The sequence below is a fragment of the Martinezella multihospitum genome (assembly GCF_900094585.1).
Taxonomy (GTDB): domain Bacteria; phylum Pseudomonadota; class Alphaproteobacteria; order Rhizobiales; family Rhizobiaceae; genus Rhizobium; species Rhizobium multihospitium.
The window spans coordinates 584862-596406 of sequence record NZ_FMAG01000002.1 but is presented as its reverse complement, the minus strand read 5'-3'; the positions used below and the strand labels follow the sequence as shown (position 1 = coordinate 596406).

The 11545-nt window shown below is 60.1% G+C and carries 13 protein-coding genes; 6 read left to right on the top strand and 7 right to left on the bottom strand.

What is annotated here, in order from left to right; all coding sequences use genetic code 11:
• Window positions 1–10: 10 nt before the first annotated feature.
• Together GA0061103_RS09780 and GA0061103_RS09775 are read right to left on the bottom strand one after the other, a co-directional pair.
• Window positions 11–265, bottom strand: a complete 255-nt coding sequence (locus GA0061103_RS09780; protein ID WP_092710266.1) for a hypothetical protein — start codon at window positions 263–265, stop codon at window positions 11–13.
• 556 nt (window positions 266–821) lie between these two features.
• Window positions 822–1130, bottom strand: coding sequence for a Dabb family protein (locus tag GA0061103_RS09775; RefSeq protein WP_092710262.1), 309 nt, complete (start codon window positions 1128–1130; stop codon window positions 822–824).
• Window positions 1131–1285: 155 nt separating this feature from the next.
• Between GA0061103_RS09775 and GA0061103_RS09770 the strand changes: the two genes are divergently transcribed.
• Window positions 1286–1615, top strand: a complete 330-nt coding sequence (locus GA0061103_RS09770) for an MmcQ/YjbR family DNA-binding protein (RefSeq protein WP_162747758.1) — start codon at window positions 1286–1288, stop codon at window positions 1613–1615.
• Here GA0061103_RS09770 and GA0061103_RS09765 read toward each other — a convergent pair.
• Window positions 1593–2081 carry a YcgN family cysteine cluster protein gene (locus tag GA0061103_RS09765; RefSeq protein ID WP_092711226.1) on the bottom strand — a complete coding sequence of 163 codons (489 nt, stop codon included), beginning with the start codon at window positions 2079–2081 and terminating at the stop codon, window positions 1593–1595. The two genes, GA0061103_RS09770 and GA0061103_RS09765, sit on opposite strands and share 23 nt — an antisense overlap.
• 167 nt (window positions 2082–2248) lie before the next feature.
• Between GA0061103_RS09765 and GA0061103_RS09760 the strand changes: the two genes are divergently transcribed.
• The 3 genes from GA0061103_RS09760 to GA0061103_RS09750 all read left to right on the top strand — a co-directional run bounded on the left by GA0061103_RS09760 (window position 2249) and on the right by GA0061103_RS09750 (window position 5812).
• Window positions 2249–4468, top strand: a complete 2220-nt coding sequence (locus GA0061103_RS09760; protein WP_092710254.1) for a transglycosylase domain-containing protein — start codon at window positions 2249–2251, stop codon at window positions 4466–4468.
• Window positions 4469–4683: 215 nt separating this feature from the next.
• A complete protein-coding gene (locus tag GA0061103_RS09755) occupies window positions 4684–5271 on the top strand; it encodes a DUF1214 domain-containing protein (RefSeq protein ID WP_092710250.1) in 588 nt (195 codons plus the stop codon).
• Entirely contained in the window at window positions 5264–5812 is a 549-nt protein-coding gene (locus GA0061103_RS09750) for a DUF1254 domain-containing protein (protein ID WP_092710247.1), read from the top strand. The genes GA0061103_RS09755 and GA0061103_RS09750 overlap by 8 nt, the downstream gene beginning before the upstream one ends.
• 165 nt (window positions 5813–5977) lie before the next feature.
• Here the strand turns inward: GA0061103_RS09750 and GA0061103_RS35005 are convergent, their stop codons facing one another.
• The gene (locus GA0061103_RS35005; protein ID WP_167078219.1) at window positions 5978–6145 is read right to left on the bottom strand and encodes a hypothetical protein; all 168 of its coding nucleotides are present in this window, start codon (window positions 6143–6145) and stop codon (window positions 5978–5980) included.
• 524 nt (window positions 6146–6669) lie between these two features.
• Between GA0061103_RS35005 and GA0061103_RS09745 the strand changes: the two genes are divergently transcribed.
• Together GA0061103_RS09745 and GA0061103_RS09740 are read left to right on the top strand one after the other, a co-directional pair.
• Window positions 6670–6876, top strand: coding sequence for a hypothetical protein (locus tag GA0061103_RS09745; RefSeq protein WP_015339216.1), 207 nt, complete (start codon window positions 6670–6672; stop codon window positions 6874–6876).
• A gap of 442 nt (window positions 6877–7318) precedes the next feature.
• Complete coding sequence (locus GA0061103_RS09740; protein WP_092711224.1) at window positions 7319–8326, top strand: DUF2336 domain-containing protein; 1008 nt, start codon at window positions 7319–7321, stop codon at window positions 8324–8326.
• A gap of 7 nt (window positions 8327–8333) precedes the next feature.
• On the opposite strand, the gene GA0061103_RS09735 is transcribed toward GA0061103_RS09740, so the two are convergent.
• The 3 genes from GA0061103_RS09735 to GA0061103_RS09725 form a co-directional block, all read right to left on the bottom strand.
• Window positions 8334–8693, bottom strand: a complete 360-nt coding sequence (locus tag GA0061103_RS09735) for a DUF1491 family protein (RefSeq protein ID WP_092711222.1) — start codon at window positions 8691–8693, stop codon at window positions 8334–8336.
• Between the two features lie 98 nt (window positions 8694–8791).
• Window positions 8792–9829, bottom strand: coding sequence for a peptidoglycan-binding domain-containing protein (locus GA0061103_RS09730; RefSeq protein ID WP_092710242.1), 1038 nt, complete (start codon window positions 9827–9829; stop codon window positions 8792–8794).
• On the bottom strand, window positions 9801–11378 hold the full coding sequence (locus GA0061103_RS09725) for a sensor histidine kinase (protein WP_208603503.1): 1578 nt from the start codon (window positions 11376–11378) through the stop codon (window positions 9801–9803). The genes GA0061103_RS09730 and GA0061103_RS09725 overlap by 29 nt, the downstream gene beginning before the upstream one ends.
• Between the last annotated feature and the right edge of the window lie 167 nt (window positions 11379–11545).

Sequence of the window (11545 nt, the reverse complement as noted above, 5' to 3'; positions counted from 1 at the left end):
ATGCCTTGCTTCACATCGGCACCTTCATCGTCACCTTGCGCGGACGCTGCCCGTTACCCTGCACGAGAACGGTGATGATGCAGCTGTCGCCGGACGGTTGTGCGGAAAGAAGCTGGCCGCCGGTCTTCTCGACGACCTCGGCCGCAGCCTCGCTGCAATCGCTGTTGGCGCGAGCGACCAGGGTCGACGTCGGCGCTGGCGCCGGCAGAACAGACGAGCCGGCCAGAACGAGGGCCGCTGCTGCTATGCTTGAGAATGAGGCCATGCTTCGGACTTCCCACAGGGATATTAACTTGGCCGATTATTTACCTAAACACGTCTGAATGGCAAATGAATGGGCTGTAATTTTCAGCCGGCTGGGCGTGGAGATCGCTCAGCTAATACACTAAGCCTTTGAAATTATTCAATTCGAATCCATAGCGGCGTGACAATGGCAACCGACTGTCGTTCCAGAGCATATCGCCGATACAATCTATCGGCGATATGCGTGAATCGATGCGTGTCCGCCTTCGCGGGCACCACGCCGGGAGCCGCAGGCTTAGCCATTTTTAATCATTCTCGCTTATCATTGGTTCATGTGGGCGGCGCCCTACCGTGGCCAATGCAACCGGCCTGGAGACGCCTTATCGGCATAAGGCGTGACGATTTCGTTGAGTCCTTTGAATCGCTTGCCGCGATTTCCTCTCAAGTTGAGTCCGGAGCTTCAAAAGTTGCTTCAAGAACCTCAAGCCGAGAATCCGGTTGCCGACAATCCGATTCCGCTCGCGTGCTCAATCCGTTGGAAGGACTGACGGGAAATGGTTCTGCCCTGCGCCCGAGGTTCAGAAGGGTTCGCGGATGGCCGTCACCGTCTCGTAGTCTGCCGCAATGCGCATCTCACGCAACGGACGAACGCGCTCGATGGAGCGCTGGTAATTCGGATGGGCCTTGTAAGCCGCCAGTGCCGCCTCGTCGTCGAATTCGCCGTAGACTACCAGATCGACTTCGGTTCCGAGCTGATCGGTCTTGACGTTCGTGCCGATCTCCAAAAGCCGCGCATGCGGAATGGCCGTCAGAATCGAGAGGCCGGAACGGACCTCCTCGAGCTTGGCGCGATCGGGAACGGTGAAGAAGACGATATGACGGATCACGCGGCGGCTCCTTGTGCATATGCGAGGGCATCGCGCGATACCATGCGTATGGGAGCAATTCAATAAACCGGCTCTTCGCTTTCCGGACCGTTTCGTCGCAGGTCATGCAGGCGCCCATTTACCCGATGGCGGCGAGGCATGCTATCATTGCGGCCATGACCGACGAGGACCTTATATCCCTTGCCCTTGGCCTGCCGGAGGTAGCAGACAGCTCGCACTTCGGAACCCGCGACTTTCGTGTTCGCGGCAAGATCTTCATGACCCTTCCGAGCCCAGATTTCTGCGTCGTCAAACTAACACCCGACCAGCAGCAAATGGCATTGGCAACCATGCCGGACGACATCATGGCCGTGCCGGGTGGCTGGGGCCTGAAGGGCTTTACGCGGCTGTTTCATCACGACGCCGATCATGATGCGATCGAGACGCTGATTCAGCGCGCATGGCGGAACGTGGCGCCGAAATCTATGGCTTTGCCGGAGGATTAGGCAGCATGTCATCCTCGACCGTTAGCGGCCAGTCGACAACGTAATCCTCGAAATCGTCGAGATCGACATCGTTCTCGCTGACGGTGCGCCCTCGGGCGGAAACACCCGCAATATGCACCGTTTCCGGATCGCCCGAGATCAGCGGATGCCACCAATAGAGATCGCGGCCGTCATTGACGAGGCGATATGCGCAGGTGGGCGGCAGCCACTCCAGCTCCGGAACCTTCTCCGGCGTCAGTTGCACGCAGTCGGGCACGAAATCCCAGCGGTTCGGGTAGCTGGTGCAACGACAGCTTTCGCCATCCATGAGCTTGCAGCGGATCGAGGTGAAATAGACGTCGCCGCTATCCCACTCCTCGAGCTTGTTGAGACAACAGAGGCCACAGCCGTCGCAAAGGCTTTCCCATTCCGACGGGCTCATCTCCGCCAGGGTCTTGCTTTTCCAGAAGGGTATTTCGTCTGTCATCATCGTCGTCCTCGCCACCCGACAAAGGGGAATTCGGGCTGCGGCATGCATGTCTCTTGTTCTTTTCTCTAAATCAACCAATTATTCAATTAGCCGTTCTATGAGATAATGGGCTTTGCGTGTCCCACAAGGAGACACGCGGCAGTAATGTGGTCGGGAAGTAGAGCGTGGAAGACCCATCCAATCCAGAAAACGGGCCGAAGATGGAGCCCGAGACGCCAAAGGGTAACGGGGCCGAAAAGCCGCGGCGTCGGAAGCGCTATTTCTTTTTGCGCCTCGATTCATGGATCGACTCCACTTTGTGGAATGCCGGTTTCGGTCTCGCCGAGGCATGGGAGGAGATCACCATCTTCTTCCGTCGTTTCCGCGTACGCGGCTGGAAACGCATATTTTTCGAACTTCTCGGCGAGGGACTGACGCTCGGAACAGCCGGCTCCGTTGTCATGCTCATGCTCGCCATGCCTGCCTTCGAAGCGACCCAGGGCGACTGGCGCAACCGCGGCAATTTCGCCGTCACCTTCCTCGACCGCTACGGCAATGTCATCGGTCATCGCGGCATCATTCACGAGAATTCCGTGCCGGTCGACCAGCTGCCGGACTATTTCATCAAGGCGGTGCTGGCGACCGAGGACCGGCGCTTCTTCGACCATTTCGGCATCGACGTGATCGGCCTGTTCCGCGCGGTGACGGTCAACGCGCAGGCCGGCGGTGTCGTCCAGGGTGGCTCGACGCTGACGCAGCAGCTTGCCAAGAACATCTTCCTCAGCAATGAGCGCTCCATCGAGCGCAAGGTCAAGGAAGCCTTCCTGGCGATCTGGCTTGAGGCCAATCTCTCCAAGAAGGAGATCCTGAGCCTCTATCTCGACCGCACCTATATGGGCGGCGGCACCTTCGGCGCAGCGGCAGCAGCGCAATTCTATTTCGGCAAGAGCATCACCGACGTCAACCTGGCGGAAGCCGCCATGCTCGCCGGGCTCTTCAAGGCACCGGCGAAATATGCGCCGCACGTCAATCTGCCGGCGGCACGCGCCCGCGCCAACGACGTGCTGTCCAATCTCGTGCAAAGCGGGCTGATGACCGAGGGACAGGTGATCGCCGCGCGGCGCAACCCAGCTTCGGTGGTTGACCGCGCCCAGATCGAATCCCCGGATTATTTCCTCGACTGGGCCTTTGATGAAGTGCAGCGGCTTGCTACGCGGTTCCCCGAGCGGTCGCTGATGGTGCGCACCACCATCGATATGGGGCTGCAGAAGGCGGCAGAGGATTCGGTTCAATCCAGCCTGATGGAGTTCGGAGAGCGCTATAAGGCCAAACAAGGCGCTTCGGTCGTCATCGAGAGCGGCGGCGCGGTACGCGCCATGGTCGGCGGCAGCGACTATGGCGAAAGCCAGTTCAATCGCGCGACCAAGGCACTGCGCCAGCCGGGTTCATCCTTCAAGATCTATACGTACTCGGTCGCGATGGAAAACGGGATGACGCCGACCTCCACCATCGTCGATGCGCCGATCAGCTGGGGCAACTGGAGCCCGCACAATTACGAGAACCGCTACGAAGGCAAGGTGACGCTCACCCAGGCGCTGACGCAGTCGATCAACACCATCCCCGTGCGGCTCGCCAAGGAGAAATTCGGCATTCAGCCCATCCGCAACATGGCCAAGGCCATGGGCGTGGAAACACCGATCCGCAACGACAAGACCATTCCGATCGGCACTTCGGAAGTGACGGTGCTCGATCAGGCGACGGCCTATGCGGTCTTCCCGGCCAACGGCATGCAGTCGCGCCGCCACGGCATCGAGCAGATCACCGGCTATGACGGCAAGGTGCTCTACGATTTCGGCCGTGACGAAGCGCCAGCCAAGCGGGTTCTGAGCGAAAAAGCCACGTCTTACATGAACCAGATGCTGACGCAGGTTCCGGTGATCGGCACCGGCCGCAAGGCAGCTCTCGACAACGGCATCGTGGTCGGCGGCAAGACCGGCACCACGCAGGCCTATCGCGACGCGTGGTTCATCGGCTTTACCGGCAATTACACCTGCGCCGTCTGGTTCGGCAATGACGACTATACCTCAACGAACAACATGACGGGCGGCACCCTGCCGGCCATGACCTTCAAGAAGATCATGGATTACGCCAATCAAGGCATCGTGCTGAAGCCGATCCCCGGCATCGCCAATCCGTTCCCGGTACAGAAACCGCAAACCGTTGCGGCCAAGAAGCCCGCCGACCCCGCCAGTAGCGCCCTGCCGCCGCTGGTGCGTCCGCGCTCGCTTTCGGTGGACTCCACGAATATCCTGCGCGATATCGGCGAAAGGCTGAAGGCCGCGACACCGCTCGGGGCGCAGAAGGTGGCGACGGCGGAGCATCGCAGCACGACGGCGCCTGAGTGACCAACTCCCCCGGAAAATGCGCCGCGGCGCGATGCAGATGACGGCGGCAAACCTGCCGTCGAATCGGGGGACGGAAGCCGGTGTTTTGAATGCCCGCTGCCGCTCCCGATCTTCGCCATTGTTCTCAAGACAGCCGTAAATGGTGGCTTGCCCTTCCCCCTACCGGCAGAATCAGGAATAAATCGACACTGATTTGTCACGAGGACGATCCTAGGGTGTTCCGAGTTCCCCTTCTTGTTGCGCTTTCGCTTGTCATCGCCTTTGGCGGCGGTATCGTGTTCACGCTTCTGGCGCTGGATGCCACCTCCGGCTTCGGCGCGATCAAGCTTGGCGCCTGGCAGGCATTCCCCGAAATGCAGACGGCGGATGCGGACCCTTATGCGAAATCGCATAGAGCACGTGCGGGACGGCTGCTTTACGGCACTGCCGAAGGGCTGGTATTCACCGCTTCGGATGACGATGGCGGCGCCAGATTGACGGCGAGCTGCACCTACCGCATCAGCGGCCAGACGCCGCCAGCAAGGCTCTGGACCCTCTTCATCGCCGGCAATGACGGCCGGCCGATCGAAGACGCCGCCGGTCGCCCTTCCACCATCAATTCCTGGGTGGTGCTGCGCAAGCCGGATTCAACCTTCAGCATCACAGTTTCATCCAATGCCCAGGCGGGCAATTGGCTCGCCTTGCCGCCGTCTGGCAATTTCCGCCTGGTATGGACACTTCTGGATTCGCCCGCGGCCAGCAATTCCGGCCTGATCGATCTCGGCATGCCGAAACTTGAGAAGATCGGATGCGGCAATGTTTAGATTCGTCTTCGCGATCCTGACCGGCGTATTCGGTGCGGTACTGCTGCATATCATCGTCATTCTGTCGCTGCCGCATTTCTCCGACCGGGACGCCTATACGCGTGTATCGGACGAGGGTGACGAGAACCATTTCTACATGCTCGACAACAAGGACGACGATGCCGGGCTTTCCAACACCGATCCCTATATCCGCACCGCCGTCTGCGCTTTCGACATCGAGGATACGCCCGTTCATTTGACAGCCAAGGGCAAGGTGCCCTTCTGGTCGCTTGCCATTTATGATGCGGCATCCAATGAAGTGTTCAGCATGAGCGACCGCACGTCGGTCGGCGGAACGCTTGATTTGCTGCTTGCATCGCCTGTCCAGCTGACTGGTATACGCAAGGCACTACCTCCCACCCTTGCCCAATCGATCCTGGTGGAAGTGCCGCGGGCTCAAGGCTATGCGGTGCTGCGCACCATGGCGCCGCAGGCAAGTTTCGACGATGCGGCGCGAGAATTTCTCTCCCAGGCCGGCTGCGACGAATTCGACAATGGCTGAGATCTTGGGGCCGAGATCTTGGGCTGAAAACCTCGGATCGAGAATTGCGCGGCTGGAACCGGCTGACCCGTGGCGAGAGCCGCCAGCAAGCGCTATCCGCCTGGATTGCGGCGGCAACTGGCAGGCGCGTGCGAACTCGCCGTACGCTTGCATATCTTGAAGCGCTTACTTTCCCTTTGCCCGCTTCGGTCCCGTCCCGGGGCGATGCGTTGGCGTATCAAGATGCTCGTAACGCACGCCGGTGAACAACAGTATCTTTGCCTCCACCGGCTCTTTCTGGGCGCGCGGCGGCAGGCGCAATCGCCAATCCGAAAGAGATATGATCTTTGCCATTCTCGTCTCCATTAACGTCTCGAGACGGATGAACCTGCGACTTGATTTCACCCTGCCCGCCACTGAAGCGGGCTAGCGCTCCCCTCCATTCCAGCCCTTGTCTTTGGGCTTCAATGGAGGCATCCGCGCCTTCTCACGGCATTTCCCTTACACCGTGGCATGAGCACCGATTTTCGGCTTCCATGCTGTCTTTACACTCGATCACATTCTGCCAATGGCTGCTTTCAATCGGAATTCAGACATATCGCAGTTAACAGAATGCTAATTCTCGTCGCTCGTCATTCTCGGCATCACTCGTCATACTCTATTAACGCCGTGACGGCGGCTTTGGTTTCATCGGCCATTGAAAAATTGCAGAACGCGTTTTCGCCATGAAATCGAGCAATATCATACTCTTAAATAAAAAGATGATCCGGCAGGCAAATGGAAAGCGCGAATGCCACGTTGCAGAAAAGCGTCACGCAAATATTATTTGCGCTCACGAAAAATTAACGTAATGTAAGGCCGTAATTCGAGGGCAATCAATGTTTGCGACGGGCAGTTCCGTCTTTTCACCGGAGGATGTCACCGTCCTGCGCAATGCGCTGGACGGGTGGTGCCTGGAAAAGCGGATCGATATTAAAAGTACGGAGGCCCAGTTCGCGGCCACGGCGGCAATCGGCCTCTTTCAATCCGGCTACAACACTTCGGAAAAGCTGCTCGCAGCCTTGCGCGAGCATAAGGGCATCTGAAGAATCCCATCTGCATCAAGAGGCCGGATCTCTGCTTTCGCAGCGGGTGACGTCGCTTTTGACTATCTCCACAACCGAAGCACTCATAGGTTGAATTTGTCTGCGGGCGTCTATGCCCAGAAAGGTTTTCCACAGGCATGCTTGCGCCCCAAACTGCCGTCCATGCGGACAAAATGCGGCTGCACCCCTCGCGCAAGCTTAACGCGCAATTTTTATTCGGATTTTAATAAAGTTTTCACGAACCATTAACCCTGCCGGCCTTAGTCTTTCGCGAAAGCCAGACAAGGACGACCGTGTCCATATCCGTTTCGACAACCACCGCCGAGGACGCCCTCTTTATCGAAAGAGCCGTCCGGTTCGGCAGGAGTGAGGCGAAACGAGAGCCATGGTCAGCCATCGGGCTCCCTGCTTTTTTGTTCAGCGTATCAGTATGGGTGTTGGCGTGCGTGATCGGTTTCGAGATCTTGAAGAGCCTGCGACTGTCCGCAAGAAGGACGTGGTTCTGATGGCGACGATCACCAGCTTCGAAGGCATGGGCCATCCGTCCAAATCGGAACTTCGCCAGTTTGCCGAGCTTTTCACCCCCGTTTTCCAGGCATCTTCGGACGAGGCGAAGCGGCAGGCGGTTGCCGCCCTCTCCCAATGTGAAACCGTGCCTCAGGCCGTTGCCTTGTTCATCGGCTGTCAGCCGATCGCCATCGCCGCTCCGTTCCTCACGAGTTCGCAGGCGATCGACGACGATACGCTCATCACCATCGCCCGCACGCAAGGGGCCGCTCATGCGCGGGCGATCGTCCGCCGCTCGTCCCTTTCCCCCAAGGTCATCGACGCGCTCGTCGGCCTGCATCAGGCCGAGCCGGAACGTGGCATGACGGTGCCAGAGCAGCCAGCGGCTGTCGCTTCATCTCAAACCGAGACGGCGGAAACCGAACGGCAGTCACGCGAAGAAATCTTGCGCCAGCAGATCAAGCAGGCTGCGCGCCATCTGACCCGCGACGACAGCGACCGGCTCGGTCTGCGCAGCCTCAGCGAGACGCAGGAAGCATTGCTCGTCCGCTTTGCGCGCGAGCGCGATGCAGTGCAATTTGCAACGACGCTCGCTGACACGCTTTCTTCCAGCTACTGGCTTGCGGAACGCATCCTGCTCGACACTTCGGGACAACAACTTGCCGTCACGCTGGTCAGCCTCGGCATGGGCATCGCCGATGCCGTCTACTCGCTCGAGCGCTTCTATCCGCATCTGGCCGAACGGCATGGCAGCGTCAGCCGGGCATGGCTGGTGCTCGACGATATCGATGCGGAAGAGAGCCAGGCGCGCGTCGAGGCATGGCGCCGCGCCGACAGCTACACCTATCTGCCGGAGGAAAAGCCGGCGCAGCGTCCTGCAGCGCCGTTGTTCGGGGCAAAATCAGGTCCTCTCCGCGAGTTGCGGGTGGCAAACCGTCGGTAAAGACGGCTCAATCCAGCGGATTGGCGCGGAAACCGGCTAAGGGGACGATATCGCCGATATCGTCCGTTTCCAGTTCGACGATCCACAAATCAGGATCGAATTTCAGCTCGCGATCAAGGGTTTCGCGGATTTCCTGCAGCTCCTTCCGCTCAATACGGATCTCGAAGAGTCGCGTCCCGCTCTCCTCCTCATCGAACAGGCTCTGCGGTGCCGGCGCATAGAGGGTTTCCGATCCATCGCGGAAGCGTTGGCGGATGAAGATCGCGCCCGCGTGCTCCTCGCCCTTGTGCTCGACAGCGGCAAAATCGCCACGGGCAAACACGCGGCGGACAAGAGCGGAAACAAAGATGTCGCTGCGCAATCTCATGCCCGAGCTATAGCGGTGCAGGCCCGCCAAGGCAATTGAAGCCACCTACAGCGCGTAGTCGTCACCAGGTTTGCGGCAGAGGCTTGTGCGGCAAAGCGTCAGAGCGCGCCGATATCCTGCAGCTTCTTGAGAACCGCCATGTTCGGCTCCCCGGTCTCCGGCAGGCGATAGTGCTTCTGAAAGCGGCGGATAGCTGCCTTCGTCTGCTCGCCGGCAACCCCGTCGATGCTGACATTGCTATAGGCGATATTGCTCAGGCCCTTCTGGATCTGCATGACCATATTCACCTTGTTGACCGCATCGCCTGGTGTTGCCTTGGCGACAACGGCACCGGTCCTGATGTTCTTCTCGGCATTCTGGATGGCGGCAGCGACCGGATCGATCGCATCCGCCGTGGCGGAAACATTGACAGGGCGCTCGGCGGGGACGGCGGCCGCCGCATTCGCCCTGCCGCCGGCCGGCTGTGCAGCGGCGGCATTGCTGGCCTTGAGGGCCGCCAGAAGTTCCGGTGTCGGCGTGCCGGTCTGCGCAAGGCCGGACGCCTCCTGGAAGAAGAGGATGGCCGATGTCGTGCGCGATCCCGGCGTTCCATTGGCGGCGCCATCATAGAGGCCGTGACGGATGAGCTCCGCCTGTATATCGGCGATGAGTTTCGACGGCGCGCTGGACGACTGTGCTGTGGCGGCGCTTGCTGCCTGCCCGGTTGAGGATGGCGTGGCAGGATCGGAAGCCGAATCCTGCCTTTCTATCCGAAAGGTGGTGACGTTGCCGGCATCGGCCTGCTGCGCGTGCAGGAAGGATTTGCGGCCAGGGATCTGGTAGGGAGACGCCGGATCGCGAGTGCGCAATATAGGCGATGGATGCGCACCCGTCTGATACCAGAGCGCGTTGGCGGTGACGAAACCGAAAACCCCGAAGAAGAGCGCGACGCCGCCGGCAACGGCGGGATGACGGCCGACTGCGCTGCCGATCAGAGCGGCGAGCGCTCCCGCACCGCGAAGGCCAAGGCCGCCCAGCGCGGTGCTGCCGCGCAGGCTCAGGCTGCCTAGAGCAACCGCACCACGGGAAGCCAGGCCGGGCTGCTTGCGCTTGCCCTTTCCTCTTCCCTTAGGCGATTTTCGCTTTTGCGGGGCCATTCATCAGTTCCTTGTTTCGCCCTTCATCTATCTCCACAGTATGTTTCAGGCGCGGCGGAAAATCGACAGGACGATTAACATCCACAGGCTGCTGCATCGTCACGACACCGGAGCCGTCGAACGGAATGAGGATGGTAATGACCGTGCCCTCACCCGGCGCGCTGGCAATCGAGAAGTTTCCGCCGTGCAACCCAACGAGGCCCTTGACTAGGGACAGGCCGAGGCCGGTGCCGGCATAGCGACGCGTGTAGTCGTTCTGGATCTGCACGAAAGGCTGGCCGAGCGACGCCAGCCTTTCGCTGGCAATGCCGATGCCCGTATCGCCGATCGACAGCTTCAACATGCCATCGGCCAAGGCCGCATCGATGGTGATTGCGCCGCCCGCATCGGTGAACTTGATGGCATTGCCGACGAGGTTGATGAGAATCTGCTGGATCGCCCGCTGGTCGGCGACGATCTCGCCGAGACCGCGCTGGATGCGGCTCGTGAGCGTCAGGCCCTTTTCCTTCGCTTGCAGCCCGAGCATTGCTTCGCATGTCGCGATGGTGTCTTCGATCGCGAAGGATTCGAGTAGCAGCTCATAGCGGCCGGCCTCGATCTTGCTCATATCGAGCATGGTGTTGACGACCGACAGAAGATGCGCGCCCGACTGACGGATCAGGCCGACATATTCGCGCTGGCGATCGTTTTCCAGCTTGCCGAAATATTCGCCGCTGAGAATATCGGAAAAGCCCAGGATCGCGTTGAGCGGGGTACGCAGTTCATGGCTGACGGCAGCCAGGAAGCGCGACTTGGCATCATTGGCCGATTCCGCCTCGGCCGTCTTGCGCGCCGCATCCTCGCGGAGCTGCTGGTCCTGAGAGATATCGCGCAGCTGGCTGACGATTGCCGTCAGGCGCCCCTCGCCATCGCGGCGGGCAGTCAGCTCCATGCGCATATGGACGAACTGATCATCACCGCCGACAACCGCGGAGCGTTCCAGGCGCAAATCGGCGCCATGGGCATCCCTGCCCTGGCGCAGCACATCGATCGCCTGCAGGAAGACAATTCTGTCTGAGACATGGATCTGCTCGACGAAGCCACGCCCGGTGGGGTCGCGCATCCAGCTCAGGAATTCCGCGCGGTCGCGGCCACCGACTGTAGTCACATTGCCCTGGGGATCAAGCAGCAAAACGAGGCCGAAGGCCGACTCCAGCATCAGATCGCGGTGCTCGACGACGACAGCCTCTGCCGGATGGAGAGCAGGCCGCTGACGCGACAGCGCGATACTGCCGACGGCCGAAAAGAGGAAGGCGGCGCAGACCGTGGCCACGCCGGCAGGCAGCGCCACGGCCGGGCTGGTGACGAGGGAGAGGCCAGCCGGAACGGCAAACAGCGCAACGGAAGAAGCAAGCGCAAGCCGGCGCAGGATCGCCAGTTCCTGCCCACGGACTTCGCCATCCCCGCTCGTCCGGGAGAGCCAGCTTCGGCCTACCCGGTCCACGAGGGCTACGGCCCCGACAGAAATGTCACTCAATACGCGCACACTACAACCCGTCAAAACGGTCATTTATCGGACTGCACAATAGGCCCCGCCGACTTAAGGAAAGAATAAAGACGGAACACGCAGGACGGCCGAAAAGGCTCCAAAATCCCGTTTTGACGCAGAATGAGGGACCTTTGTTTTTTGTGGTTAACAGCGGGTAAGCAACGGATTTTATTCGTATTTCCGCCGCG

What these genes read in the sequence shown, in the direction of transcription:
- GA0061103_RS09780 (WP_092710266.1), bottom strand. Translation starts at nt 265, where the DNA reads ATGGCCTCATTCTCAAGCATAGCAGCAGCGGCCCTCGTTCTGGCCGGC.
- GA0061103_RS09770 (WP_162747758.1), top strand. Translation starts at nt 1,286, where the DNA reads ATGACCGACGAGGACCTTATATCCCTTGCCCTTGGCCTGCCGGAGGTA.
- GA0061103_RS09765 (WP_092711226.1), bottom strand. Translation starts at nt 2,081, where the DNA reads ATGACAGACGAAATACCCTTCTGGAAAAGCAAGACCCTGGCGGAGATG.
- GA0061103_RS09750 (WP_092710247.1), top strand. Translation starts at nt 5,264, where the DNA reads ATGTTTAGATTCGTCTTCGCGATCCTGACCGGCGTATTCGGTGCGGTA.
- GA0061103_RS35005 (WP_167078219.1), bottom strand. Translation starts at nt 6,145, where the DNA reads ATGGCAAAGATCATATCTCTTTCGGATTGGCGATTGCGCCTGCCGCCG.
- GA0061103_RS09745 (WP_015339216.1), top strand. Translation starts at nt 6,670, where the DNA reads ATGTTTGCGACGGGCAGTTCCGTCTTTTCACCGGAGGATGTCACCGTC.
- GA0061103_RS09735 (WP_092711222.1), bottom strand. Translation starts at nt 8,693, where the DNA reads ATGAGATTGCGCAGCGACATCTTTGTTTCCGCTCTTGTCCGCCGCGTG.
- GA0061103_RS09730 (WP_092710242.1), bottom strand. Translation starts at nt 9,829, where the DNA reads ATGGCCCCGCAAAAGCGAAAATCGCCTAAGGGAAGAGGAAAGGGCAAG.
- GA0061103_RS09725 (WP_208603503.1), bottom strand. Translation starts at nt 11,378, where the DNA reads ATGACCGTTTTGACGGGTTGTAGTGTGCGCGTATTGAGTGACATTTCT.